Origin of the sequence: Halomonas alkalisoli, assembly GCF_021412585.1 — a bacterium.
Taxonomy (GTDB): domain Bacteria; phylum Pseudomonadota; class Gammaproteobacteria; order Pseudomonadales; family Halomonadaceae; genus Halomonas; species Halomonas alkalisoli.
In genome coordinates, this window is the sequence record NZ_JAKCMI010000040.1 from 43,072 (window position 1) to 68,043 (window position 24,972).

23 protein-coding genes are annotated in these 24,972 nt (G+C 56.3%); 7 read left to right on the plus strand and 16 right to left on the minus strand.

Annotated features, from left to right (window positions below):
• Window positions 1-32: 32 nt before the first annotated feature.
• The 5 genes from LY622_RS17700 (at window position 33) to LY622_RS17720 (ending at window position 10,098) form a co-directional block, all read left to right on the plus strand.
• On the plus strand, window positions 33-2,159 hold the full coding sequence (locus LY622_RS17700) for a hypothetical protein (RefSeq protein ID WP_234292099.1): 2,127 nt from the start codon (window positions 33-35) through the stop codon (window positions 2,157-2,159).
• Window positions 2,156-3,694, plus strand: coding sequence for a hypothetical protein (locus tag LY622_RS17705; protein ID WP_234292100.1), 1,539 nt, complete (start codon window positions 2,156-2,158; stop codon window positions 3,692-3,694). The genes LY622_RS17700 and LY622_RS17705 overlap by 4 nt, the downstream gene beginning before the upstream one ends.
• Window positions 3,691-9,237: a putative type IV secretion/conjugal transfer ATPase gene (locus LY622_RS17710; RefSeq protein WP_234292101.1), complete on the plus strand. Its 5,547-nt coding sequence runs from the start codon at window positions 3,691-3,693 to the stop codon at window positions 9,235-9,237. The genes LY622_RS17705 and LY622_RS17710 overlap by 4 nt, the downstream gene beginning before the upstream one ends.
• Window positions 9,238-9,260: 23 nt before the next feature.
• Entirely contained in the window at window positions 9,261-9,686 is a 426-nt protein-coding gene (locus LY622_RS17715) for a very short patch repair endonuclease (protein ID WP_255762632.1), read from the plus strand.
• Between the two features lie 238 nt (window positions 9,687-9,924).
• The gene (locus LY622_RS17720; RefSeq protein WP_234292102.1) at window positions 9,925-10,098 is read left to right on the plus strand and encodes a hypothetical protein; all 174 of its coding nucleotides are present in this window, start codon (window positions 9,925-9,927) and stop codon (window positions 10,096-10,098) included.
• Window positions 10,099-10,474: 376 nt separating this feature from the next.
• On the opposite strand, the gene LY622_RS17725 is transcribed toward LY622_RS17720, so the two are convergent.
• From LY622_RS17725 to LY622_RS17740, 4 genes are all read right to left on the minus strand, one after another.
• Window positions 10,475-11,446 (minus strand): SH3 domain-containing protein, encoded by a 972-nt coding sequence (locus LY622_RS17725; RefSeq protein ID WP_234292103.1) that lies wholly within the window; start codon window positions 11,444-11,446, stop codon window positions 10,475-10,477.
• A gap of 6 nt (window positions 11,447-11,452) precedes the next feature.
• Window positions 11,453-11,677, minus strand: a complete 225-nt coding sequence (locus LY622_RS17730; protein ID WP_234292104.1) for a hypothetical protein — start codon at window positions 11,675-11,677, stop codon at window positions 11,453-11,455.
• Window positions 11,678-12,418: 741 nt separating this feature from the next.
• Complete coding sequence (locus tag LY622_RS17735) at window positions 12,419-12,715, minus strand: nucleotidyl transferase AbiEii/AbiGii toxin family protein (protein WP_255762633.1); 297 nt, start codon at window positions 12,713-12,715, stop codon at window positions 12,419-12,421.
• Window positions 12,705-13,526, minus strand: coding sequence for a type IV toxin-antitoxin system AbiEi family antitoxin (locus tag LY622_RS17740; protein ID WP_234292105.1), 822 nt, complete (start codon window positions 13,524-13,526; stop codon window positions 12,705-12,707). Before LY622_RS17740 ends, LY622_RS17735 begins: the two co-directional genes overlap by 11 nt.
• Before the next feature lie 392 nt (window positions 13,527-13,918).
• Between LY622_RS17740 and LY622_RS22510 the strand changes: the two genes are divergently transcribed.
• Window positions 13,919-14,053, plus strand: coding sequence for a hypothetical protein (locus LY622_RS22510; RefSeq protein WP_255762634.1), 135 nt, complete (start codon window positions 13,919-13,921; stop codon window positions 14,051-14,053).
• Between the two features lie 27 nt (window positions 14,054-14,080).
• Window positions 14,081-14,317, plus strand: a complete 237-nt coding sequence (locus LY622_RS17745) for a YMGG-like glycine zipper-containing protein (protein WP_410505377.1) — start codon at window positions 14,081-14,083, stop codon at window positions 14,315-14,317.
• Between the two features lie 40 nt (window positions 14,318-14,357).
• Here the strand turns inward: LY622_RS17745 and LY622_RS17750 are convergent, their stop codons facing one another.
• The 12 genes from LY622_RS17750 to LY622_RS17805 all read right to left on the minus strand — a co-directional run bounded on the left by LY622_RS17750 (window position 14,358) and on the right by LY622_RS17805 (window position 24,670).
• Window positions 14,358-14,744 carry a type II toxin-antitoxin system VapC family toxin gene (locus LY622_RS17750; protein ID WP_223136375.1) on the minus strand — a complete coding sequence of 129 codons (387 nt, stop codon included), beginning with the start codon at window positions 14,742-14,744 and terminating at the stop codon, window positions 14,358-14,360.
• Window positions 14,741-14,992, minus strand: a complete 252-nt coding sequence (locus LY622_RS17755) for a type II toxin-antitoxin system Phd/YefM family antitoxin (RefSeq protein ID WP_234292106.1) — start codon at window positions 14,990-14,992, stop codon at window positions 14,741-14,743. Before LY622_RS17755 ends, LY622_RS17750 begins: the two co-directional genes overlap by 4 nt.
• 234 nt (window positions 14,993-15,226) lie before the next feature.
• Window positions 15,227-16,957: an ExeM/NucH family extracellular endonuclease gene (locus tag LY622_RS17760; RefSeq protein WP_234292107.1), complete on the minus strand. Its 1,731-nt coding sequence runs from the start codon at window positions 16,955-16,957 to the stop codon at window positions 15,227-15,229.
• Window positions 16,958-17,101: 144 nt separating this feature from the next.
• Window positions 17,102-17,449, minus strand: coding sequence for an AzlD domain-containing protein (locus tag LY622_RS17765; RefSeq protein WP_234292108.1), 348 nt, complete (start codon window positions 17,447-17,449; stop codon window positions 17,102-17,104).
• On the minus strand, window positions 17,442-18,179 hold the full coding sequence (locus tag LY622_RS17770) for an AzlC family ABC transporter permease (protein ID WP_234292109.1): 738 nt from the start codon (window positions 18,177-18,179) through the stop codon (window positions 17,442-17,444). Before LY622_RS17770 ends, LY622_RS17765 begins: the two co-directional genes overlap by 8 nt.
• The gene (locus tag LY622_RS17775; protein WP_234292110.1) at window positions 18,176-18,703 is read right to left on the minus strand and encodes a helix-turn-helix domain-containing protein; all 528 of its coding nucleotides are present in this window, start codon (window positions 18,701-18,703) and stop codon (window positions 18,176-18,178) included. The genes LY622_RS17770 and LY622_RS17775 overlap by 4 nt, the downstream gene beginning before the upstream one ends.
• Window positions 18,704-18,805: 102 nt before the next feature.
• A complete protein-coding gene (locus LY622_RS17780) occupies window positions 18,806-19,027 on the minus strand; it encodes a hypothetical protein (RefSeq protein ID WP_234292111.1) in 222 nt (73 codons plus the stop codon).
• A gap of 335 nt (window positions 19,028-19,362) precedes the next feature.
• On the minus strand, window positions 19,363-19,668 hold the full coding sequence (locus LY622_RS17785) for a response regulator (protein ID WP_234292112.1): 306 nt from the start codon (window positions 19,666-19,668) through the stop codon (window positions 19,363-19,365).
• A 24-nt stretch (window positions 19,669-19,692) separates the two neighbouring features.
• A complete protein-coding gene (locus tag LY622_RS17790) occupies window positions 19,693-20,508 on the minus strand; it encodes an ATP-binding protein (RefSeq protein WP_234292113.1) in 816 nt (271 codons plus the stop codon).
• A 145-nt stretch (window positions 20,509-20,653) separates the two neighbouring features.
• Window positions 20,654-22,894 (minus strand): ATPase, T2SS/T4P/T4SS family, encoded by a 2,241-nt coding sequence (locus LY622_RS17795; protein ID WP_234292114.1) that lies wholly within the window; start codon window positions 22,892-22,894, stop codon window positions 20,654-20,656.
• On the minus strand, window positions 22,891-24,030 hold the full coding sequence (locus LY622_RS17800; RefSeq protein ID WP_234292115.1) for a sensor histidine kinase: 1,140 nt from the start codon (window positions 24,028-24,030) through the stop codon (window positions 22,891-22,893). The genes LY622_RS17795 and LY622_RS17800 overlap by 4 nt, the downstream gene beginning before the upstream one ends.
• 1 nt (window position 24,031) lies before the next feature.
• Window positions 24,032-24,670, minus strand: a complete 639-nt coding sequence (locus LY622_RS17805) for a GTP-binding protein (protein WP_234292116.1) — start codon at window positions 24,668-24,670, stop codon at window positions 24,032-24,034.
• Window positions 24,671-24,972: the final 302 nt, after the last annotated feature.

Here is a 24,972-nt window from a genome sequence, read left to right on the forward strand (position 1 = left end):
AAATAGAAAGATAAAATTAAAAAGGGGAACAGATGGACAGTACAATACAGGTCGGCTCTTTATACCCAGCAGCCTTGCTAGATTGGGCTGGCCACCATTCAGGAGGGGTGAGGCGACTCTTCGACGAAAATAGTGGTCGGCCTAATAAAGATATATTGAAGACGAATTTATTGTTTAGATTAGAGGCTTGGGCAAAGGATATAGCCGGTGCCAAAGCAGGGATCCCGAGAATCTTACTCTTGGTAGGAGGGCCGGGAAACGGGAAAACAGAAGCTATCGAGTTAACAATCAATTCCTTGGATAAGGAGCTAGGCTGCAACGGAGAGCTGGTTGATGAGCTAGTCCAGCATTTCACACCTCCTCTAGGGAATGCTGTACCTAGGATCGTAAACATCGATACTAGTAAGATTACTGCGCAGAAGGGGGGCTTCGAGCTAGGAGTCGTGCAAGATGCATCTGTTACCTCTGGTCACGAAGGGAAATCGGCAGCCGAGTTGCTCGTTGAAGAGCTCGTCAATTCTTGTGATGCCCCCGCTTCGAAAATTTATTTATGTTGTGTAAATCGAGGTGTACTTGACGATGCGCTGATACATGCTCTGGACAACAATTTGGATGTCCCAATAAGGTTGCTCTCAGCTATCACCGGCGCTGTTAGCCTAGCTCCTGATGCCCCCTCATGCTGGCCTCTAGAGAAGTACGAAGCTATTGCAGTGTGGCCAATGGATGCTGAATCCCTGCTGGTTCAGCCCGATGAAGGTGTTCAGCCTCCAGCTGCCAGACTGCTAGCTCAAGCGACAGCAGAGCATATGTGGCCTCCCCATGGCGCGTGTGCTGCCGGTAAGAACTGTCCGTTCTGCTATAGCCGCTTCCTTCTATCGCACATAGAACCAAGAGAATCCTTGTTGAGAACTCTAAGATGGTGCGAGTTGGCAAGTGGTAAACGCTGGAGCTTTCGTGATTTGTTCTCCTTGATGTCGTACTTGCTTGCTGGTCACCATCAGTCTTCGCAAGGACAGCAAACTGATCCATGTGGTTGGGCCGCGAATCTCCTAAAACTAGATGAGTCGAGCAAGACGACAAAGCGGCCAGTGCGACAACAGCTAACTGCGATCTTTAATCTCGCGACATCTAGTTACCAGCATGCCCTGTTCCATCTTTGGGACAGTGGGGTGGCCAACTCGCTGCGTCAAGATATCAAAGAGCTTGGGCTCGACACCAGCGATGCTGATATGCGTGTATTGCGGGGGCTCCAGTATTTTCTGCAGGAACGAGCATCGCCTTACTTACCGGCGACGATAGCATCGCTAATGGAGGATTTAGCCGAACTGCTGGATCCGGCACTAGCAAACCCCGATAGCGAAGTCGCGGTCAGTGGTCGTAGCAGTGTTGTGCTGCGTGATCTTGACATAAGATTTAGTCGCTCAATCGAGAGCGGCATTGATTTTATTCGAAAATACCAGACACTATCCGCGAACGAACTTGAGTTACTCAGGCGGCTAGCCAAGGCTGACAGCCTGCTCTCCTCGCCACTCATACGTCGAAAGAAACCAACTGCAGCAAGTCGTATTCAGCGAATGTTGCGCGATTTTTCCTGTCGCCTTGTACGGCGCAGCATCTGCACTCGCTCTGCCATTGTCGCGGATGCCGATATTCTGAAGGCATTCCAGCAGGTTGTGGAGGATAAACAAGAAAAGCGCCTATACGAGGTCGCCCAACAGGTGAAAACCCTACTCAATAGTCGACATGGCTTCGAAGCCTCGCTCACGACTACGTTCGGACAGCCCCTGCCACCCCGCCAGCGCCAGGCTACCCTTCTTGTTCAGCCACAACCTGTCAGGCCGTTACCCCTTTCTACAAAGGGGCGGCCACATTCCCCCATTTGCTTCTTAGAGGTGGGACGCGGTCAGTCGTCCCAACCAATTGCATTGACATACGATCTCTTCAAAGCTGTGCAAGAATTGGAACGTGGGCTATCGCCTGCATCTCTTCCTCAAACGGTGGTAGCATTAATTGATACTACTAATTCGAGGCTCGCTGGCCCTATTGTGCGCGATCAAGACATACTCGCTGATGCAAGGATTAGGATCGGCGATGATGGTACGGAGATTGTCAAGTCTTGGAACGGGTTCGTATCGTTGAAGGGAAGGAGCAACGAATGACTCTCGCTGATTTCGAACAAGCCCCGTGGAAGCGTGAAAACACCCATGCCAGGTACAAGCAGTCAGCACTTTCAATCAGCCCAGCCCCTGAATATGCAAGTTCGGAAATATTAGTTGCATCGCTCTATCGTACCGTTGGGTTCAAAGAAGTTAGCGAGGGTGGTATCCCGCAAGCTGGGCGTGAGCTAGATAGAAAAATCCAGAAACTTCGGGACAAGCCTTCGAAGGCCCCTGAAGGCATTACTGTCGACGTGAGTACATGGAGTGCCGTTCTGCACGGCATACTAGAAAGTCCCAAGCTACCCAATCAATCGTCCAAGCGCTTCCTCCAAGTGACCCCGCTCGTTCCTGGAACAGCGCTCTTCTCTGGCTCGGCTCGCCTGTCTAACAACTCATGGCCCGCAGGTAGCCTCGTGCGCCGAATGGTCTCTCTTGGTTCGAAGGACAAAGATGCGGCTCAGTCGCTATGGAAAGATCTTTTCTTGGCCTTGAGCGTGGACGAAGGCGACGATGTCTTTGCCCGGTGGCTTGAGAAGGAAACCTATTCATGGGGGGCGCCTCAGAAGTGGGAGCTAGTACCAATCCCCGAGTCCGAGTCTATATCATTGGCAGAAGAGGACTTCAAGCATGTCCCTTTCCTTCCAGCCCGGCAATTTTCGAAAGACCTGCGTGCTATTATCCAGGCCAAGGATGCCATGACCCGCCGCCAATGGACCAGCTTGCTAGAGGCAGTGCTCCGTCTAGCAAGTGTGTCGCATGTAACTTGGCTCTGTGATGTTCAAGTTAGAATCTGGCGATGCCTGTCTGACGCTCTTGACATGAATGGTCCAAAAGGCGCCAACGATACCAGGCAGGCTCTTTTTCCCACTTCCGCACAGTATATGACGTACGGTGGCAAGGCTCTGCCTGGGCTTAAGCACAGGGCTTCCGGCTACCTCGCAGCACGCCTGGGCATAAACACTGTTCTTTGGTCTTTAGATAAGGTAGGTTCACCCTATGAAGGGAACCTATCTTCCAGTCAGGGAATTGCCTCACTGTGTCAGCATATTCGCGATAACCACACCGCCCTTGTCAATCTCAATGTACGACAAAAAATCGTAGACATTCGCGAGCGCGAGGCTCGGGCCCTGAACTGCAAGAAGGGAATAGGGGCGAATTTGCACGAGTTCGCTCGCCATGCCCTTGGGCAGCGCCGATCTGCTATACCCCTACTCAGGGGCTACGATCAAGGCTATATACTCAAGCAGAAAGGCAAAGGCCCATCCAGTCCGTGGATAGTATCCCTTGGGCCAGTCGCTGTTCTTGCTCTGGTGCATTGTGCATTGGCCGGCATGGGTGGACCGCGTTCGATACATCGACTGGGCCAGCATCTAGCCGCCTATGGTATTGCTATTGATCGCCACGACATCGCAAGTAACGATCTGGGTCATCAACTCCGGATGCTTGGGCTGGTGCTTGATAGCCCGGATGCCGAAAGCGGCATGTTGTTGCTGCCACCCTTTCCTGTAACCCAGGCTATGGATAACGCACGATGAATATGTTGGTACGCACGCTCGCCGATATCGTTAAGGAAAGGGTATTGGATGCAACTAAAGGACGCAGTGGCGCCAGGCTCGAGTCCCGCTTTATTTTCCATGGCCCCCCGCTTGTCCTTCTCGAAGCCGTCTTTGAGGAATTAGTAAGCAACGGTGGCATACAGGTCCCGCAAGGCCCGAATGACATGCATGCATCCCTGCCTGTCATACTGCAGCTTCCTTCTGGCGTCAGGTCAGGAGGCAATCCGGGCATAGGCACATCTGGCAGGTGTGATGAAAACCACCTGCTTCATATTCGCAACGACCCACATAGCCCCAGCTTTGTGGCACTTGTGCCACCAGGACAACATAACAACAAATCAGTAGCCTCGACGACAGAGGAGTTCGGTATGCACTCCTCGAGCAATACGGGACATGCGACCTTCGAAGAATGGTGGAACGATGGGTTTATTCAGCAACTAGTATCCCGTGGCTTGAAAGCAGCCGGATTAGAAGAAGAGTTAGGAGGGGCCATTCAGCTTGTGGAGCGTGCAGCTGAGGCTTTCGATGAAATGGACCGGGATGAAGGGAGCCGCAACGCAGCTTGGCGCCTATTGGCTCGCATCTACTCCATTCCTGATGAGCAATCGGGACTGTCTGCTGGATCGGCGCTTGCCCTTGCATGCGGTGTCCCTCCTATGCAAGAAGGGGGTATCTCGCCCAAGCTGCAGCTCGATATTCTTGCAAAAATTGCTGACGAATTAGCAGACGGCTTCAAGACAGGTGTTGACCGTATCGCTGTTGATTCGTCGGACTCGGTCAAGCAGGCTCTTGCTGGGTTTCTCGAACATATACAGAAAAGTTGCGACGTGACCACAGCCTTTGAGCACGCCACGCAAGCCTTCTACGTACCAACAGATGCCCCCATGCTCACGGCACCTCCTGCGTGGTGGGAGACGTTGACAGCTGAGTGCTGGACTGAGCTGCTTTCCGAAGAGCCCGATGAGGCGGCTGGTGCTATCTCTATAACCTGTGCTAACGCCATCCTTCCGGTTGTTCGTAACATGCCAGCGATAGTAAGTGACGAGGTAGTGCTTACGGTATCCCTAGACGATGATCAAGAAGGTCGGTCAGTCGAGGCCCTCCTTACCGGTGGATCGTACGGCAAAACCGGGATGCAATTATTGATCAGTAGCGCTACTACTTCACTTCATGATACCCCTCCTATCAGTGGGCATAGGACACCACTCACTTACAAAGTAGACTCTGCTGGTCTCAAGCCGGCGAAGGCGAGAGTCATTTCACTTGCCTACTGGACCCCATCAATCCTCGTCACCTGCAGGATGGCCAACAAATTTTCCCCGCCAAGGAAGCCACGCAAGGCCAGAACCAGAACAGGGCCAGAGTGGGAGTCCTCGATTTCACTACCTGGTTCGGGACGTTACGAATTGCTTCTACTTACCTCCCCAGGCACAAGCATTATTGAAGCTGTCGGCGTATCTGACGATGCTACCGAGACTGATCTGGAGGGTCCTGAGACACTTGCGGTTCATGAGGTGCGTAGCGGCGAGTACCAGTTAGAAATAGTGGCTGATGGTAAGTATCAACTCGATGTGACCTTTCAACCTCCTGAGCGTGAGAAAGAGACCTGCAGGATTTACATTACTTGTGAGGATGCGAGAGAAGAGGGGTGTCGGAGCGAATTCGAAAGGCTCATCAAGCGAAACCGACAGCATTTGGAAAAATTCGATACTAAGGCTGTGGTCCAGCTGGATCGTCATGCCCGTTCCTCCAGCCTGCAGTCATGGATCCTCGACGAGTACAATGTTGCCAAGTCATTCATTCCCCTTATCTTGGCGGATGACTATGCGACCCACTGGGCACCGCCCGACTGGGATGCGCCTAATGGTCCCATCCTGTCCGAAGCCCGCTTTCTGCACGATCCAAGGCCCGAGGCTGGATTGTTCAACCCACCGCAAGGGTTCGTTGAGGCGAGGCGGGCCATCGCCGAACGGGTCAGGAAGAGTACCGAGGATCAATCAGGTCTAGTCGAGTCGGCCCCGCTTGGGAAATGGCTAGCACGTGACGAGGACTTCCGCGCGCTCGTTGAGGCATACCTCGACGCCTACACGGCATGGCTGGCATCCGACCGGGATGTTGCCTGCTGGGTGGACGCCATAGCTGTGTGCTCGCGAGAGGCAGGTGGCCGTACCCTTGCGCGGGTGCCGGATGCCATCATCCTATCCCCATTGCACCCCTTGCGCCTCGCATGGCATTGTCTCGCACAGCAAGTGCTCCATGATGAAGTGGAAGGGAGCGATCCTCGTCCCTGCCCCGCAGCCAGTATTTTGGATCCCGGTAGCGTTCCTGATCTACTGACGATATCTCTCCAATCTCCAGGGGGAATACAAGGTATCGATCGTGTGGATTTCCTTTCTATCGAATGCAACTCGGACTATTGGTCGGTACTGTGGAACGGGTCACGCCTGGGCGGGATCGCCGAAAGATCGCGGCAGCCCCCCTTTGATAACACGTTTGGCCTGGTTGTTGGAGGTATATCAAGCGGCTTCAGTCCAGCCCAAGTCGGTCGCGCACTTGAGGACGTAACCGATCTACTTGCCGCAAAATCCATTGTCAGTCTGGCTATCTCCAGTGCAGGAGGTACTACCGACGCTTGCAACGAGGGGCTGACTAGCTGGTGTACCAAGCGATTGGGGTACAATGAGAAGACTGCGATACGACACGGAGTAGGCCCTAGAATTCTGGAAGTCTACGACACCCGACCGTCCGGATCACGCCCCGACCAGGCCACTTTAGCTAACCTATCCGAAGATACCGCCAATCAAGTTCGTTGGTTTGAGAGGCAACCCACAGGCGCGATACCAGACCTTGGCATAATCGCTCAGTTGGACTCTGCCCAGCCCGAGTCGACCGAAGTGGGAATCCGTTCACCACTTGGATTCGGTGGGCTGATCCGACATAGGGTCAGACGCCGACTTCACGGGGCTTTTCTTAGCGAGTCAAGGCAGGCCCTGCCCATGCCTCCCTCGGGAGATACATTCCCAGACAAGATTTCAAGCTGTATCATTGCTTTAGAAAGCAGCTCCGATGGCAAGATTGGATTGCAATTCGCTCCAGATGTCCATGCTGTCTCCAGTATGCTCAATGAGCACAAAGCAGGTTTTGTCGCGGTCTCATCATCTGCTATTGACCCCGCTTGCTTCTTGAGTGGCTGGATTCAGGGAGCCTATCTTTGGGATTATGATCTACCTTCCTACTCACAACGCGCCGGGGATACAAGTGGATATTATTTGTTGTCCCAAGTAGGAGATGCCGACTGCGAATCATTGGCGCGAGTCCTCGAGCCTGTGCCTGGAGGCAAGGAGTTGAACGAAAATGAAGTCGAGGAGATACTTCTTGAGGTGGCAAGACGGGGTATCCCTACGATTCGTGGCCTCTCTGGCGACGATACCGGAGCTACAGGGGACCTAGGCCTCTTTCTCGCCGTGCGATTACTACAAGATCAGTTTCGTATCTCGGGCAATTTGGAAAGCCTCCTACCCGTTATTTCGGGTTCGGAAGGTGACACATCGATCGCTATAATCATTCCAGTCGATCCTTTCCGAGGCTATCTTGCCGACCTAGCGCGCTCACTTGGTAAGGAACGGAAAGACGCCTCGTTATCACGCCCCGATCTTCTGGTCTTTGGAATCCATGCAAGTCAGGACCGGATTTCATTACATCTCACACCCATCGAGGTGAAATGCCGCCAAGGCAGCACATTCAGCGCGAACGATGCGAGAGATGCCCTTGGTCAAGCCAAGGCGCTTTCCGTGCTATTCCGTTCCATACAAGAACGAGCATCGAAGTCCCAGGCGTGGAGACTTGCGTTTCAACATCTCCTGCTGTCGATGGTTAGCTTCGGCCTGCGCGTCTACAGCCAGCATGAACAGGCTACTGCGCAGGCAGGGCGCTGGGCAGATTACCATGAGCGCATTACTGCCGAAATCCTTGGTTCATCTCCATCTTCGATCAGTATCGATGACAGGGGCAGGCTCATAGTAGTAGATTCTTCACTGCATAGCAGCTCCCGGGACCATGATGACGATGGCCTTGAAGAAACCATTGTTATTTCCCGTACAGATGCAGGGCGTATGGTGACGGGTGATGCACAGGCTTTCTACGACGACGTTCGCAATAGAGTTGGCAATTGGGGCCTGTTACCCAAGCCGGATAAGCCTGACAGCAAAGCTTCCATGCTCGGCCCTTCTACCTCAGGCGAAGATGCGGAAGTCGTGTCACAATCCGGGGCAACTTATTCACCATCAGCGGCATCTAAAAACAAACCTGCTGATTCCAGTGATTTGGATATCGAAACTTTGGTCAAGGCAGCCGGCACACCGAATTCTGGGCAGGTCGAGGCAGGCACGGGTCTCGTCCTCTCGGTTGGCCAAACAGTCGATGGCTTTGAGCCCCACCAGCTGAAGCTGAACATATCTGACACACGGCTAAATCAGCTAAACATTGGTGTAGTGGGTGATTTAGGTACGGGCAAGACCCAGTTGCTTAAGTCTCTTATTTTTCAGATAGTCACGTCACGCCAGAAGAACCAAGGCATCAAACCAAGATTCCTTATTTTTGACTACAAGAGGGACTATAGTAGCCCGGAGTTCGTGGCTGCTACTGGCGCCAAGGTTGTCAAGCCTAGCCGCTTGCCCTTGAATTTGTTCGACACAACATCCATGGATGAGTCAGTTGCACCGTGGCTGGATAGATTCCGCTTTTTTGCCGATGTACTAGACAAAGTCTATTCGGGGATCGGACCAGTACAGCGTGACAAGCTCAAGAGCGCAGTGCGAAACGCGTATGAAGCTTGTGGGCCGAACGGGAATCAACCCACGATCTACGATATCCATGCCGAATATAGGGAACTTCTTGGCGGGAAGTCTGATTCGCCCATGGCCATCATTGATGATCTGGTGGATATGGAGGTATTCGAACGCGAGCCTAGCAAGACCCAGTCTTTCGATGAATTTTTTGATGGCGTGGTGGTGATCTCGCTTGATGCGATGGGTCAGGATGACCGTAGCAAAAACATGCTCGTCGCGATCATGCTGAACATGTTTTATGAAAACATGCTTAGGACGCCGAAGCGGCCCTTTATCGGAGAGGATCCTCAGTTACGAGTAATCGATTCCTACTTGCTTGTCGATGAAGCCGATAACATCATGCGATATGAGTTTGATGTGCTGCGAAAGCTGTTGCTGCAAGGCCGTGAGTTTGGGTCTGGAGTGATATTGGCCTCGCAATACCTAAGGCATTTTAAGGCCAGTGCGACCGATTACCGTGAGCCTCTATTGACTTGGTTCATCCACAAGGTGCCAAATGCCACCCCTGCAGAGCTTGGCACGTTAGGCTTTACCACTGATCTTGGCGACCTGTCCGACCAAGTTAAGACACTGCCTAACCATCACTGCCTTTATAAGTCATTTGATGTTGCAGGTGAGGTGGTCCGTGGGCTACCTTTCTACGAATTGGTCGAAGACAAGCTAGAAAAGGATTAACTGGATAGTAATGGAATAGCGAGATGGTAGACTTCCTTACTCCCCGCGAACGCTCGGAAAGGATGTCACGTATCAGGAGCAAGGACACGCAGCCCGAGCTAGTATTACGCAAGGTCCTTCATGGGCTCGGGCTACGTTACCGTCTGCACGGCAGGGGCTTGCCTGGCAAGCCGGATCTAGTATTTCCTCGCTACAGGGTTGTGGTCTTTATTCACGGGTGCTTTTGGCATCGGCACGCTGGATGCAAGATTGCCACGACACCAAAGAGCAATACATCGTTTTGGGTCGAAAAGTTCGAAAAAAATGTTGCACGGGACCTGCGCGTAGCAGCTGAGTTAGAATCATTGGGCTGGAGGGTGTTTGTCGTTTGGGAATGTGAGGTAAATTCGACCACCAAGGCCAGTTTGACAGGAGAAAGGCTGGCTAGGTTAATACGAGAAGAGGCATAATTGAGTATGTCAATTCCTCTTTGGTGCCTCCAAGTGTGGTCGACGAGCTCCGTCGTAGGTCTTGCCTTACTACTCAGTGGCGTCTTTGAAGGTCTCCTGATCTACCTGCTCGGTTACTACACACCGTTGACGAGGTGATCAATCTGCGGATGAAACTGCTGGAGGAGGTCGAGTACGATCAAAAATTTGTCGGCATGACCGGAGCCGATCCCGATGCAAAAGCTGGAGGCAGTACGGCATGAGCACTTATGCGGTTCGACAGCTTATTGCAGATGAGGTTGTTAACTTTCTTCTTTCGTCCTGTATTCAAGCAGGGGCGCCGATCACGCGCCATATGGTCAGCGTTGCTTTGGGAATCAGCTTCGCGGAACAGGCTATCGATAAGCACCTGCACCGTCAGCTTGGCCTGTAACGCCCTGGTGTGCTGGCTCAGGAATCTAACCTGCTGGCTTCACTTTCCGCCGCTGCCAGACGCCGCAGTGTTTCAGTCCTCATGTCACCGTTCTAAGCAATAACCAATGCATCTGGAATCGCGCCCCTTGGGTAACGCGGGTATTGCCTCACCTTCGCCCGTGCTCGTTCAATTCCTCAAGCATCCATGAATACATTTCATGCTGTTATACACTTTTGCCCGTTTGAAAGATTCGCCCGAGAAAAGTTGAGAAAATAATAAAGATATACTGTTTAGGGAATATGCAATTAGGCGGAGCGTAAACTCTAATACGTTTAAATCCGCGAGGTTACTATGACCATTTTTTCTTTAGTGGCCGGTTTTCATGAGCATGCCGTCACACTTCACTTCTTTCTTGATTGTGGCGAAGGGATATCTGCTTTATTCTGTTGTGTGTTTCAAAGCTAAAGCCTGATACGGTTAGAATCTTATCTCTTGGAAATGAGATGCAATCGTGAGATGATATTGTTCCAGGGTCAAAGTCATATTCAGTGGTAAACACTGGCAGTTTTTCCTTGTCACGGTAACCAGACATCACTGGTATGATTTGTATTGAGTTTGAGGTAATGCTCTCTTCATCTGGCTCGGGAAGAATTTTTGGAAGGCCGATATAGAATTTATCGTTTTCAAGAGTGATGAGCGAGTAGTTTAGCTCTCTATACTCAAGAGTATTAAAGATGTCTTTCATTTTATTTTTGTCTTTTCTGTCTATTTCGCCACTAAGAATGGCTTCGTAAACTTCCTCCCTTAAATTCGCTATATCTTCATTGTATGTTATGTCGCTGTCTGCTTTTTTTGCAATCATGAGGAGTTGGTATTCTATTGGTGATTTCGCCGCGTACAGTCTTTCAACACTGGTGAATATTAACGTATCTAGCCGGATGGTTCTTGATATAACCTTTGAAATCCTGCTGTTTCCACTGCTGACTTTCCTCATGATCGCCGCTAGTAGCCATGCAATAAATATTGATGTGATTGAGATCGAAGCTATGTCTAAAGAAGCTTTGGTGCTTTCAGATTTTTCTAAATGGAGAACATTGTTTTCTTCTATAATGCTAGATACAAATAAAAAAATATTAGTGTTTGGGAGTGGGGTAAAGCCGGTTTTTTCACCAATTAAAAATCCTAGTTTAGGAAGGGCAATGCCAAACAGAAAGAATATCATTGCTACAATCAGCATTCCATATGCCGCAGCTCGGATATAGAGAGACCATCCGTGGTACAGGCTGATTCTTATTTTTTCTGAAGGCCAAGTTGTAATATATAGGTAGCCGCACACTAAAATCGGGAATAAAAGAAGTCCGATCAATTTTAACTAGTCCTTGTTGACGTTTTTAATGTTTTTATCTAAAAAAGCATTTATGTTTTTTCTTTCTCTTATGGCGGTGTTTTTGCTTTTGTTGTAATAGACGATAACTGTTGAATTTCCTATTACTTTGGCGTTTTGATGTTTTTCGGCTCGTTCAGCTGCTTTTTCCACCCTTTCTTTTATTGACTTTAAGCTGAACTTTCTGTTTTCGCTCTCAAGAGTCGCGTGCATAGTATTATCTCCGTGAATTAGTTTTTTTAATTAGTTTTATGTTTTTAATAGTTTTTCTCTGTTGGTGCAATGTTTTTTGTGTGCTATGAGTTCAGGTTTTTATTAAGTACCAATGTAGCTCCTCTAGAAAGTCTAGCACAACACCTTGTATGTCTCTAAGCGTCAACTAGGCGTCAACCACGTGGCTATGTGAAGACTGAAGTGCCTCCAAAATGCCCACTCCAGCGACGTTGACGCCGTGTGTCAGCGCTTGGGGCTATCCTAGCGGCTGAAGCGATTTCAGGGGGGCTATACCGCCACTAGTAGTGATATGTCCCAGCAGGAAGACTATCGCGAGCTTCAGGGTAAAAGCGAAATTGGGAAGGTGCCTCAATTTCCTCTGACTCTGCAGGTAGGTGGGAGACTGGTAAAATCTTAGTAGCCCTTGTGGTACACCACCGGTACACACACCAGCTTCGTGTGCTATCCTTAAATTTCGCTAACCTACTGATCTGAAAGAACTGTACCTTTCTCTAGATTTCGGTCGCTTTTGCGAGGGTATCAGTATCTTATTGATTTAAAGACGAACTCATAATCCCTTGGTCGCTGGTGCGAGTCCAGATGGGCCCTTCACTATCAGTCACTTACACAGCTTTCTTGCCTTCCCGGCTGTATTTGCGTGATATGACACGCTCAGCCTGCGCAAAACCACCAGTTCCGGTCTCTTGCTCTCCCGTTCGTACACGCTGTCGCTTCAACCGGCTATGACTTCAAAGCCATGTTCCCGCGTTTTCTGACAGTGGCAGCCCGGACACCGCTGATGCCGCGCTCGATGGCAGTGGCAATGCGATCCATCGCATCGTTGATCTCGGCAAGGCTTTCGACACGGTCTTTGATCGGCAGATAGGTCAGGTCGATATCGACCGACAGGCGTGGCAGATCGCGGTAGAACAGGTTGATGGCCGTGCCGCCTTTCAGGGCGAAGATGTCTTCTTCGGCGACATAGGGGAGGATGCGCACGAGCAGGGCGACCCGTGCTTCGTAATCTTCACGCGCCATCGGCTGCCTCCGTTATCGCAAATTCTTCCGGCACCATGATGCGGTAGCGCGGGTGTATCCTACCGCCCTTGACCAGAGCGCGGTCGCCGCTTCCGAGGTTGAATTCCTGCGGGTCGATGCGTTTGCGCCATGGGTGGTTGTGGCGGTCGGCAAAGACGAAGAACAGCCTCGTAACCTTGATCTTCCTGCAACTGTGCAACAACGCCGACAGGGTGCGCGGGCGTAGGGTCGTCAGGCTTTCAAACACCATGTCGAGATTGTGGAAGCTCTCATGGCCGGGCAGTTCGTCCATGACTTCCAGGATCGCTCGTTCGGGCGATGACATCCTTAGTTGCCAGTCCCAGGGCAGGGTGCTTGAGGTATCGGAGTCGTCCTTGGTGAGACCGAGCGCCGGATCGGAGAAGAGGGGCGTGGTGCGCGTTTCCAGCGGTGCGTTTAGCGGTAGCCTGGCCAGCCAGTTCGGTATGTCTTCGCCATAGACCCAAACCGGAGCGTTCTCCCCCAGCGGTAAATAATGGCTATAGCCCTGCTGTGCGAGCGCTGTCATGCCGCCGACATGGGCATCGTAGCCCATGATGTGCTGTATCGAGAGCAGGCAGGTCTTCCACTCGATGGTATCGGGTTTTCCTGTGCCCGGCGCCGGGCGCAGGAAAACGCCGCGAGTCACGCGTTCCAGCCAGCCGCGATCCACATATTTGCGCGCGAGGAAGCGGCTGACCTCATGGCGTTCCAGCCAGCCAGAATCGACCATGAAGCCGGGAGGGACGGCTTCAAGGGTGTTCTTTAGCTTCTCTTCTTTATGTGCATTCATGGGGCACATATTAGTATGTTTTCAAAGAGGTTGCCGCAGATCTCTTTGATAGTAAGCGTATTTGTGTACTTTGGGGTCACAAAATTGATAAAAGCTAAAGAGTCCGTCAGCCAGAAAGCAGGTCCAATTGCTGGCTAATGCACCGTCCAATTGCGGGTTATACCGTCGTCCAATTGCGGGTTAAGTCAGCGTCCAATTGCGGGTTGGCGGCTCGCCCAAGCCGTTTCGCCATCATCCTCACAGCTCGCCACCCGGATGCGATCAACTGTCGCCATTTCGATACTCAAGTGCCTGAAATTGCCAAAGAGTGTGGATCATTATCCGGTACATGAACCGTCTCCCTTCTGGTGATGTATAAGGTCTACAGCGAATCGGCAACCGTAGGATTCCCCATGGCATGCGATTTCGATGCCGTGCTGCGCGGTTTCGACGACTTGCGCCCCGGCCAAGGCGTCGAGGTGGATACCGAAGACCGGGTGGTCGCCCGGTTGCCGAAGAAATCAAACTGGATGATTGATCACGATTAACCCTGTTGGGAGGGAAATGATATGCGAATGCTATCTATCGGGCTGTTGACCGGCGTGCTGGCTCTGGGACTCACTGGCTGCGGCACCACCACTGGCGAGCGAGCGCTGAGTGGCGCCGGCCTGGGGGCGGCCGCCGGCGCCGGCACCGCGGCCATGACTGGCGGCAACATGACCAAGGGGGCGGTGATCGGTGGTGGCCTGGGCGCTGCCGTCGGGGCGGCCACCAACCGCGATGACATCGACCTGGGACGTCGGCGTCGCTGATCCCCTTGGAACAGGGGGCGGGGCAGGAGTGGTGAGAGGGTCAAACCAACTGGATCGGGCCGGGGTAGCGTGCCACTGTTGAGTCTGCCGTGAGCAGCAGGATGCCTTCGCTTTCCGCCTGGGCGATCAGCATGCGGTCGAAAGGGTCGCGGTGGATGGGGGGCAGGTGGTGCACGGCCAGAGCATGGCCGCTGGTAATGGGTAGTTCGATATAGCCGTTATCCGCTAGACCCCGGCGTAGCAAATAGGGGTCGACCCTGAAGTCCTCTCGGCCGAGGCCGGCCTTGATGGTGACTTCCCATATGCTTGCCGAACTGAACCAGAGTTCGTTGGATTCGTCGAGAAGCCGTGCACGTGCCGCTTCGGAGAGCTGTTCGGGTTGTGAGGCCGCCCACAGCAGCAGGTGGGTATCCAACAGCAGGATCATGTGGTGGGCTCGCCTCCGAACTCGTCGGCGATGGTGTCGCCTCCCATGGTGTCGAAGTCCTCGGGGATCTCGAAAGCGCCTTTCAGGAAGCCCAGGCGCTGACTCTGACCGCTTGCCGGGGCATCCATGGGCATCAGCTTGGCGATGGGATGGCCTGCCTTGGCGATCACCACTGTTTCTCCCTGGGCGGCGCGAGCCAGCAGACGTGAGAGATGGGTCTTGGCTTCGTGGATATTCACGATATCCATGTTTGGCTCCTGAGGCTCATAAACTAAACTAAGTTGGTCTAGTTTAGTTTGTCTGTCCAGAATCCGCCAACTTCCGTTCTGCCCCTTCCGCATGGTTGGTCGACATGTTGTGCGACGAGCAGACCGGTTATCCGAGGCACTTGGCCACGGCGAAGATCAGTCCCGAGGCCTTCTCGAGGCCAGGAAAGTCGCATAGACCGGTGTCTACGAATACAGGGTAAGATCAGCTCCCACCTAACGCCACTCCAGGTCCACCGCGATCGGGTCGTGGTCCGAGGAGCGGAAGGGATCGGGGCTGAAGTGGGGCGTTGCATTGTCCGGTCCGTCGTAGCCGAGGAAAGGCGGCTCGTCGGCATTGATGGGCCACGGGCGGACCTCCGCGGTTGCTGCGGCCAGTTCGTGGCTGGCCAGGGCATGATCCAGGTAGCCCGACTCACCGCGGAACACATAGCTATAGCGGCGCTCCGGCGGCAGCTTGCGGGCCATCAGGTTGACCAGTCCTGCGTGGGTCAGGGTGCGGATCGGGTCCTCGGCGCCGTAGGCGTTGAGGTCGCCGATCAGCAGCAGGCGCTCGTGTCCCTCGGCGGCAGCGAGGCGGTCCAGGAAGTCGTTCATGGCCTGTGCCTGTTCCACCCGGCGCTGGTTCCAGCAGCCCTGGCCGTGGTCGATATCGCCCCGGGGCGGGCAGCCGGTCTTGGACTTGAAGTGGGCGGTGACGACGCCGAAGGCGGGGCCGCCGTCCAGGCTGCGGAAGAAGGCCGCCAGCGGAGGGCGGTGATGGGTGGGGTCGTCGTCGGCATAGAGCTCGCTCACGGCTTCTACCCGGTCCGGCCGGTAGATCAGGGCGAGCTTGATGGCATCGCTGCCGCGGTTGGCATCCCCACCGACCGCACGATAGCGGACCCCGGTTCGCTCGCTCAGCTGCTCGACAAGGTCGGCCAGGGCGCGCGAGTCGTTCTCGACTTCCACCAGGGCCAGGATGTCGGCCTGCAGGCCCTCAACCGCAGCGGCGAGCTTGGCTCGCTGGCGTTCCAGCTCTTCGGCGTTGGCGGCGCCGCGCTGGCCGAGTGTGGTGAAGTAGTTCTCGACGTTGAAGGTCGCCACCCGCAGGCGCTCTTCAGGGGCCGGCAGCGGCCCCGGGCGCGGGTTGGCGTCTTCGAAGTATGGCTCCAGGGTCGGGTGTAGGCGGTAGGCGTCGAAGGCGTAGGTAAGTATCCCGGTCAGCCCCTCGACGCTGCTGCCGACGCGACGGCTGCCGTCCGCATCCAGGTAGGGAATGGGGGTCGGAAAGGCGCGGTAGCTGCCGTCGTCCAGCACGAGGATATCCCGCTGCTGGGTCTCGCCGGGGGTATTGGTGGGGCGGAACAGGCGTTCGGCGGCCAGCGCGAGGCTGCCATAGCGGGCGAGTTCGTAGTTGCCGGTGACGGTCAGGGCCTGCGGAAACGCCAGCAGCAGTCCCTCCTTCCGTGACAGCTGCTCCTCGCTGAGTGGCCAGTTCACCGTCAACGGTTCAGGCAGTTGGTCGCGGGCGCAGGGCTCGATCCGCTCGACCCGCTGCAACTGGATCTGGCCGCGGTACTCGCCGGTGCTGGCGTGGAGCTGCAGGTGTGTGCCGGGAGCGATAAGCGCCGCGTCGCTCGGCGTTGCGCTGGGCATATAGACGAACAGGCCGACAGGGCCATGCTCGGTCGCCTGTTGCAGATAGAAACCGCCCAGCCGTTCGCGGCCGAGGAACTCCCCGGTCACCACGCCGTCGGCGATCACCTCGTGGCCGGAAGGCAGGGCCGGACGTTCGCCATGGCCCTTGATGGCGGCCAGGTCGGTGCTGGACGGCTCGGGGCAGCTGGCCGCCACCGGTGCGGCCCCCAGCAGCAGGGCAAGCAGCAGAGGTAGTGGCCCTATGCACCGGGCCACGGCATGGCGGCGGCGCTTGTCGGTGGCAGGGGGCTGGTCGATGTCGGTCATGGTGCTCTCCATGGCGAAGGCGGACAGATGGCGCGCGACTCGGGCTCGTCCAACGGCCGGATACTCTCACGATCCCGCTAGGACGCCAGGCCCGCCAGCATCACCACCACACCATAGGCCGTTACCCCGGCTGCGACGATCCCGCTAGGACGCCAGGCCCGCCAGCATCACCACCACACCATAGGCCGTTACCCCGGCTGCGACCGGCCAGCCCAGTGTACGCTTGTGCCACCAGACAGCCAGGGTCGCCAAGACACCGATGACGGTGGCCAGCCAGGAGAGGGCGCCAGGCGCCACCGGCATCAGCGATACCCCGAAGACGGCGGCAATCATCAACGGGCCTAGCAGGCTTAGCCACTGGGGCATCGCTTCCAGGCTGTCGTCGTTGGCTTGCCGCTCCAGGCGACGCTGCATCCACACCAGAGGCAGTAGCCGCATCAGCAGGGTACCCAGCGCCGAAGCGAGGACGGCGACCCAGAGGGCGCTACTCATGGCGTTCTCCTTTCCCTGTGGTGACGAACTTCACGCTATAGAAGCACAGCGCGCCGCAGACGGCGGCAAGCGGAATCGCCACGTTGGTGAGCCCGCTCATCGTCAGCAGCAGGGCGATGCCGATGGTGATGGCCAGGGCCAGGGCCAGGCTCCAGCGCCGCGAGGTGAAGCGGGGCGCTATCAGCACCAGGAAGAGGGCGGGCAGGGCGAAGGGCAGGATCTCACCCATCAGGGCCCAGCGGGCGACCAGTTCGCCGCCGGCCACCGCGCCCAGCGCCGTGCCACCGATCCAGCTCAACCAGGCCAGCAGGGCGGCACCGGTGAACCAGCCGAGGCGCTGGGAGGCTGGCAGCTGGGGCAGGCGGGCGTGGGCCACGGCGAACACCTGGTCGGTAAGGCCGTGCATCAGCCACGGCCACCATCGGCTGGACGTCAGCCAGGGGGCCAGGTTGGGGGCGTAGACCACGTGGCGCACGTTGATCAGCAGGGTCATGGCCACCACCAGCCACAGCGGCGCCCCGGCGGCGACCATGCCGACGAACAGGAACTGGGAGGCGCCGGCATAGATCAGCGTCGAGATGAGCACGGCTTCCCAGGCACTGAAGCCGGCCTGGGTGGCGATCAGTCCGAAGGAGATGGCCACCGGCACATAGCCGCCGAGCAGCGGAATGGCCTCGCGCATGCCCGTCAACCAGGCGCGGGACGGCGAGGACGTGGCTTGCAGGCTCATGAGGTGGTCTCCTCGTGATAGACGACGCTGAGCAGCAGCGTGGCCCAGGTGTCCCGGGTGCGATAGAGGTGCGGGCAATCGGCGGCGAAGGTGAGGGTGTCGCCGGCCGAGAGGCGCTTGGTGGCGCCTTCCGGCCCGGCCTCCAGTGTGCCGCTGATAAGCGTGAGGGATTCCCGGGCACCCGGGGTATGGGGCTCGGCTCGGCGCGTGGTGTGGGGCGCGCAGCGCATCCAGTAGGCATCCACCTGGGGGTGATCCTTGCCCTGGTCGAGCAGGCGCACCTCCACGCCGTCCTCGCCAAGCGGCACGGCAATGGGGGCCACAAGAGTGCCGAAGGGTACCTTCAACTGCACCGCCAGGCGCCAGATGGTGTCCAGGGTGGGGTTGCCATTGCCCTGCTCGAGGCGTGACAGGTTCGACTTGGCGATGCCGGCGGCGGCGGCCAGCTGCGAGAGCGACCAGCCTTGCGCCAGGCGCAGGGTCTGCAGGTGCTGGCCCAGGGTGCCGAGTGAGAGCTTGTCCATGGTGGTAGTGGGTTCCGAACTGTTCCTTTTAACGAACGTTCTATTAAAGGAACAAATCTGTCAACCCTTACCGCTCAGCCTCATGTCGTGCTGGCAGGTGCCTCAAACGAACTCCGAATCATCGGTTCTGACCGTCACACCACCCTCCTCGCCCGGCACCATGACCATGAACTCGCCGTTGCCGAGGTAGGTCACGTCGTGGCCATCGTGAGTTCGGAAGGCGGAGGTGCCGCTAACCGCGCCCGTATGCTGCATTTCGCTGAGTTCGTGGGCGCTGGTGAACATGTCGATCATGTACTCGCGGCCTTGGTCGTCGAAGGCCATTATGGTCCTTTCATGCTGGGTCACTGTATTGCCCTCCCGATGATGTCTTCCCCCTGATGTATAGCAGCATACATAGCAACGCTGCGACGGCTGGCGAGCCGCAGCCTGCAATGGCACCCAGGTGGACTCCTTCCGCTGACGTGTCGCCGTCTGACCTCGGATCAACGACGCTCGACCTCCTTTTCGTTTGGGCATTCCGCTTAGGCATGGATAACCATCGCCCATCAGTCAAGCGGGATAGCGGTGCAGGGAGCGCGAGGCGATACATGGCAGGGCACGGCCAGACCCGGCTGCTCGCAGCTGCGTGCGATCAGGTCAGTCGGGCTTTTTCCTGATCACCGCCGGTGGCGGTCAAGCAGCCACGGACTGGGCGGTTCAACCGCTTTACGATTGACGTCTGCCTTAGCCAGCCTGGGGGCGTCGGCCGCGGCATCATCTTGGGCAATGCGCGAGTCTGAAACCACCAGGTCGATGGGCTCCTCGTGCATGAGCGCTAGCGCCTCATCCCCGTTACTGGCGGTGAGCAGGCGGTAGCCCTCTTGTCGCAGCACGCGACGGAGGGCACGAAGGATGTTTGGCTCATCATCGACCAGAAGAATGTTGGCGACAGGGGCATCGGTGATTAAGGTATCAGCAGTCATACCAACCTTCGTTACGTTCACAGTTCAGTGGGGTTGGATAATAGGCAGCCAGACACGAAAGCGGGTGCCGCGGCCCTCTTCGCTTTCCACTTCGATATGCCCGCCGTGCTTCTGCACAATGCTCGATGAGAGGGACAGGCCCAGTCCCGTGCCTTCTCCTACCGCCTTGGTGGAGAAGAAGGGTTCGAACAAACGATCGATGTGTTCGGCCTTGATGCCGCGTCCAGTATCATGCACTTCGAACCAGGCCATGCCGGCTTCACAGCCGGTGCTCAAGGTGATGACGCCACGCTCTTCGATGGCGTGGGCGGCATTGGTCAGCAGGTTGAGCGCGACCTGATTGAGCTGGGAAGGGAGGCATTCGATTTCCGGCAGGTCGCCGTAGGCTTTTATCACCTCAGCCTTGTACTTCAGTTCGTTGCTGACCAGGTTCAAGGTGGAATCGAGCCCACGATGCAAGTCGGAGGGGCGAAAGTCCTCCTCGTCGATATGCGAAAAATCCTTGAGGGCAGTAATGATTGTCTTTACCCGGCCGATCCCCTCTTCCGATTCGCTGATCAGGGCTTGGACGTCATCGCGTATATAGCTGTACTCGAGTGTTTCGATCAGACTCTTGAGCTCTTCTAAACTGCTTACCGTCTCGGTGGCATCGATGATCTTGACCAGATCGTCGACGTAGCCGGCGAGGGCCTTGAGATTGGAGAAGACATAACCGATGGGATTATTGATTTCATGGGCAACGCCTGCGGCGAGCTGGCCAATGGCGGCCATCTTCTCGGACTGGAGCAACTGGGCGTCGACCTCCGCGAGGTCTCGAAGCAGGTGTTTCTTGTGGATCATGGTGGGTTCCAGTATGGCTCGCCGCGACGCTCGACAGGATGAAAGAGAAGGCTCTACCTCTCTTATCGGCTTGCCGAAGGCGGCCTTTAGGCGCACCGAAGAAAAGTTGGACGAAAAGCCTGCATGTGCTGACCGCCGAGAGTATTCAGCCCTGGCTCTGCACGGCTTCGGGCTGGGGACCCAAGACGCGTAGCACTTCCTCCGTGGTGGTCAAGCCTTGCGACACCTTGGCGTGGGCATCGTCGAGCAGGGTGAGGTGTTGCCCGCTTCTGGCCAGGGCCTGGAGCTGCCAGGGGTCGTGTCCGCTGGCGATGGCACTGCGTAACGCATCCGTCAGCAGAATGACCTCATGGAGAGCAGTGCGTCCCCGGTATCCGCGATGACAATGGTTGCATCCCACGGCCTGCCAGGTGGATTTCGGCGCCTGGGTGAAGGAGCCGCCGAGAGTGTCGCTGGCTGCCGCATCCGTGTTTGACGGCCTGCGACACTGGGTACAAAGCCGTCTTACCAGGCGCTGCATCACCAAGGCTTCCAATCCAGAAGCGATCTCCAGGGCGTTGGCCTGGGAGACGAGTAGCCGCGTGAACACATCGGCAATGGAGGTGGCGCTCATCGCCGTGAGGACCTTTCCCTCGTAGACGGCAGTCCGCAGCGCCTTGGCAATGATCCGGGCATCTCGATGGTCATCGATCAGTACCACTTCGGGACTCTGAGCCAGCACCGCATCGAGCATGTCAGAGGTGCTGTCGTTGAGTTCGCGCAGCAGACGCGATTGACTCACTGCCTCGTTGACGTATTGCATGGGTTGTTCGAGTGCGATGTGATGACGGGAGACCCCGCCGCTCTTAAGCAGTGCGTGGAGCAGCATCGTCTTGCCGCTGTCGGCGGGGCCTGCGGCCAGGATCATGCCTCGGGGTTGGGCGAAGGCGTGTTCCAGTCGCTGCAGGTTAGCCTGTGACAGGCCGAGTTCGTGCAGTGGGATCACGCTTGAGTTGCGCGGGGCGAGCGTGATATAGACCTGCTCACCATGTGCTGTGGGGAGCGTGGAAACTGTCATTTCCACGATGTTCATGGGGGTCTTGACGATAATATGGCCTTCCTGAGGCGACTGCTGTTCGGCGACGTCCAGCTCGGCCATGACCTTGAGGCGTGACACCACGGCAACGAGCAGGGTGGTGGGTACCTGGATGGTGTCCTGCATCAGGCCGTTGAGGCGATATCTCACCGACACCGCATCGAGTCTCGGCTGGATGAGGATGCCTCGGGCGCCCAGCTTGACTGCCTCGAGCAGGATGCCATTGACCAGGCGTATGGCGGGGGGATCTACCGAACTGGTTAGGATCTCCTGAAGGCTCTCGGTGCTGCCCCAGTCGTCGAGTACGATCTCGATTTCCTCGTAGGGTGGCTCCTCCTCATCGGCAGCGGTATCGCACAGCCAGCCATATCGCTCGGCGGTCTCCTCCAGTTTGGCCGTCAGCTGGTCGATGCGGCACAGCAGCGGTCGAATCGTATAGCCGGTGATAACCGCCAGGGCATCAATCAGTCCGGTATCGAGAGGGTCGGCCATGGCCAAGTCCAGCCGGCCTCCCTCGAGGCGGGAAGGAAACACCCATTGTCGTTCACACGTGGAGAAAGGCAGGGCCGGGAGCAAGCTCGGATTCGGCTGCACCTCGCGCAAGTCGATCTCTTCGCACAACTGGTCGTCCCTCAGAAAGGCGTATAGCCTATTGGCATCCAGCCATTCGTTGCTCAGGATGCCCTGGATGGCGGTCAGTCGGGCATTTTGCATCTGGCCGTGGAGCCGCTGCAGTTGCCGGGCATTGATCATGCCTCGGGAATGCAGCAAGTGAGCAAGCTGGCTGCGCGTTGCCACCCCGATCTCATCCAGGTCGAATGTTGGCTGCGGGTCCGCAGCGGTTTTGCTGACGGCCCCCCTGCGCTTGCGCGTCTCATACTGCTCGAGTGCCAGGGCCACTGTCAGTCTGAGATCGTCATCGTTCCAGGGTTTGAGATTGAAATGGTAGACGGCTCCCTCTTTCATGGAACCCAGCACGACATCGGAATTGGCATAGCCTGTGAGCATGATTCTCAGGATGCGAGGCCAGCGCTTGCGGACGATCTGCAGCAGCGCATTGCCATCCATGCCGGGCATCTTGAAGTCGCTGATGACGACTTCCACTGCTTCGCCCTCCAGTATATCCAGTGCTGCTTCCGCACTCTCCGCGAAACGCAGCTCATAATTCTCGCGGTGAAACACACGGCGTAGCGCTGAGAGGATATGCGGATCGTCATCGACGAAGAGCAACCGGTATGGCCGGCCTGGTTCAGCGGGCTCCGGCAAGGCTGATGTGCTGCCCGTGAACAGGGCTCCGTAACGGTGGGTCATATGGAAGCCCTGGCTATGGGTAGCAGCAGGACCAGGCGGCTCCCTTGCCCCTCCTGGCTGGTAAGCAGCACTTGCCCTTGGTGGTCCATGGCGACATCGCGAACCACGGAGAGGCCAAGACCGGCGCCCACGCCGACGTCTCGCGTAGTAAAGAAGGGCTCGAAGGCACGACTGAGGATCTCTTCCCCCATGCCATGGCCGTTGTCGGAGATGGTGATCTCTACCATTTCATCGACCAGGCGTGTGGTCACTACTACTTCGCCGTCATCGCTCAGGGCGCGCAAGGCGTTGTTCACGGCATTGTAGATGGCCTGGCCAACCCTGGCTGGATGGCCGGGTAGCTTCGGCAGAGGCGCCAGTTCGAGGGTAATTGGCGAGCAGGGCTGCAGTTCTGATGTCACCAGCTGGACCGAGGTCCGGACCAGGTCGTTGAGATCGAAGACACGATAATCGGTTTGATCAATATTGGCGAAGGCGCGTATATCTTTGATGATATTGGTGATTCTGGCGGCGCCATCGAGACATTCCGTCAGCAGGCACTGAAAATCCTCGAGCACTTCATGAGGTGAGGGTTCACCCTTTATGGCCTCCTCGATCTCGGAAAGATACTCCTGCGCGGTTCTAAGGTTGCTCGCAATGAAGCCGACGGGAGTGTTGATCTCGTGAGCCATGCCAGCGGCCAGTTGCCCGACGGCCCTCAGCCTGGCGCTTTCATACAGCTTCTGCTGTGAGTCGCGTATAACCGCTATCTGGCTGTCGACCCGCTCCTGCAATGATTCCGAGAGTGCGCGATACCGGGCTTCCGAGGCTTGTAGTGCCGCATGCTGCTGTTTCAGCTGCTCGTAGTTCGCTTCAGTGGCATTGTGGTGGAGATTGGCCGCCAGACGATATTTCCCCGCGTGAAAGAGCAGCGTTTCCATCAGTTTGGCGGCCGCCATGCGCTGCTGTTCAGGAAGGTCGCCCCCTAACCAGGCCACTATTTCAAGATTGAACTCCACTGCAGTGGCTTTCGAATTCGGCTCGTGCAGCAGCTTCACATCGGTGCCGCACAGGCGGGAAAGCAGCGCTATGGCACTATCCACCTGGGACGGGAGTAGCAGCTCTTCCAGTGTCAGGTCATCTCTGGCATCGAACATGTCAGTAGTCACTGCTCTGGGTCAGGTGTTCCAGGAAGGTTTTCTGGGTGATGCCGTGCCGGCTCGACAGTGCATGCTCTCGGTCGACGGCGGGATACAGTCGTTGCAGCAGCTGCTCGAAGGTTTCGGCGGTACCTTGGCCCTTGAGAGCACTGGAAAGTGTCAAGGGCCACCAGGGCGTGTTGAGCCAGCGCCCCTCCAGTGTTTCCTCGCTGACGATCCTGCCGAGATCGCGCTTGTTGAACTGGATGGTCAGGGGGATTTTCTCGATATCTAGCCCCACCTTGAGCAGGTTGTCGGCCAGGTTCTCGAAGGAGATGGCGTTGTTCTCCTGTTGGCTCAGCTGCGAATCGGCAACAAAGATGATCCCATCGGCTCGAGACAGCACGGCTTTGCGCGTGCTGTCATGCTCTACCTGGCCGGGCACGGTATACAGCTTGATACGAAGGTCGATTTCCTGTTCCCGCTTGAAGCCGATGGGCAGCATGTCGAAGAAGAGCGTCCGATCATCACGGGTCTCCATGATCATCACTTCGCCCTTGCGTTGAGGGTTCAACTGGCCGTGGAGCTGCAGCAGATTGGTCGTCTTGCCGCTCATGGCAGGGCCGTAGTAAACGACTTTCAGGGAGATCTTGGACATGGAGACTGCCTGTGCCATGCGTTGCTGGATATCGCAATCGCTTCGTGTCGGCAATACCGATCAGTATTGATTCTTATTTGACCTATCGGCCGATTCTGGAGAATCTTTAACCGCTTGGATGCTTCCCGGTTAGCACCGCTCCCCACCAGCTTCCATAACTAGTAGCAGCAAGTACGCATTGTCCTGAATGTTGCCCTGACGAAGGGAGTCGTTATGGAGACGACATGGAAGCACTGGATTGCCAGTCTGAGGCCCGCTGGGCAGGCCGAAAGCTCCTGTCTGGCCCAGGCTTGAGCTGATCT

What these genes read in the sequence shown, in the direction of transcription:
- LY622_RS17700 (WP_234292099.1), top strand. Translation starts at nt 33, where the DNA reads ATGGACAGTACAATACAGGTCGGCTCTTTATACCCAGCAGCCTTGCTA.
- LY622_RS17735 (WP_255762633.1), bottom strand. Translation starts at nt 12,715, where the DNA reads ATGGCGCGTGAAGATTACGAAGCACGGGTCGCCCTGCTCGTGCGCATC.
- LY622_RS17730 (WP_234292104.1), bottom strand. Translation starts at nt 11,677, where the DNA reads ATGCACGCGACTCTTGAGAGCGAAAACAGAAAGTTCAGCTTAAAGTCA.
- LY622_RS17720 (WP_234292102.1), top strand. Translation starts at nt 9,925, where the DNA reads ATGAGCACTTATGCGGTTCGACAGCTTATTGCAGATGAGGTTGTTAAC.
- LY622_RS17800 (WP_234292115.1), bottom strand. Translation starts at nt 24,030, where the DNA reads ATGTTCGATGCCAGAGATGACCTGACACTGGAAGAGCTGCTACTCCCG.
- LY622_RS17795 (WP_234292114.1), bottom strand. Translation starts at nt 22,894, where the DNA reads ATGACCCACCGTTACGGAGCCCTGTTCACGGGCAGCACATCAGCCTTG.
- LY622_RS17805 (WP_234292116.1), bottom strand. Translation starts at nt 24,670, where the DNA reads ATGTCCAAGATCTCCCTGAAAGTCGTTTACTACGGCCCTGCCATGAGC.
- LY622_RS22510 (WP_255762634.1), top strand. Translation starts at nt 13,919, where the DNA reads ATGGCATGCGATTTCGATGCCGTGCTGCGCGGTTTCGACGACTTGCGC.
- LY622_RS17710 (WP_234292101.1), top strand. Translation starts at nt 3,691, where the DNA reads ATGAATATGTTGGTACGCACGCTCGCCGATATCGTTAAGGAAAGGGTA.
- LY622_RS17715 (WP_255762632.1), top strand. Translation starts at nt 9,261, where the DNA reads ATGGTAGACTTCCTTACTCCCCGCGAACGCTCGGAAAGGATGTCACGT.
- LY622_RS17780 (WP_234292111.1), bottom strand. Translation starts at nt 19,027, where the DNA reads ATGGCCTTCGACGACCAAGGCCGCGAGTACATGATCGACATGTTCACC.
- LY622_RS17755 (WP_234292106.1), bottom strand. Translation starts at nt 14,992, where the DNA reads ATGGATATCGTGAATATCCACGAAGCCAAGACCCATCTCTCACGTCTG.
- LY622_RS17740 (WP_234292105.1), bottom strand. Translation starts at nt 13,526, where the DNA reads ATGAATGCACATAAAGAAGAGAAGCTAAAGAACACCCTTGAAGCCGTC.
- LY622_RS17770 (WP_234292109.1), bottom strand. Translation starts at nt 18,179, where the DNA reads ATGAGCCTGCAAGCCACGTCCTCGCCGTCCCGCGCCTGGTTGACGGGC.
- LY622_RS17785 (WP_234292112.1), bottom strand. Translation starts at nt 19,668, where the DNA reads ATGACTGCTGATACCTTAATCACCGATGCCCCTGTCGCCAACATTCTT.
- LY622_RS17790 (WP_234292113.1), bottom strand. Translation starts at nt 20,508, where the DNA reads ATGATCCACAAGAAACACCTGCTTCGAGACCTCGCGGAGGTCGACGCC.
- LY622_RS17750 (WP_223136375.1), bottom strand. Translation starts at nt 14,744, where the DNA reads ATGATCCTGCTGTTGGATACCCACCTGCTGCTGTGGGCGGCCTCACAA.
- LY622_RS17705 (WP_234292100.1), top strand. Translation starts at nt 2,156, where the DNA reads ATGACTCTCGCTGATTTCGAACAAGCCCCGTGGAAGCGTGAAAACACC.
- LY622_RS17745 (WP_410505377.1), top strand. Translation starts at nt 14,081, where the DNA reads ATGCTATCTATCGGGCTGTTGACCGGCGTGCTGGCTCTGGGACTCACT.
- LY622_RS17775 (WP_234292110.1), bottom strand. Translation starts at nt 18,703, where the DNA reads ATGGACAAGCTCTCACTCGGCACCCTGGGCCAGCACCTGCAGACCCTG.
- LY622_RS17765 (WP_234292108.1), bottom strand. Translation starts at nt 17,449, where the DNA reads ATGAGTAGCGCCCTCTGGGTCGCCGTCCTCGCTTCGGCGCTGGGTACC.
- LY622_RS17760 (WP_234292107.1), bottom strand. Translation starts at nt 16,957, where the DNA reads ATGACCGACATCGACCAGCCCCCTGCCACCGACAAGCGCCGCCGCCAT.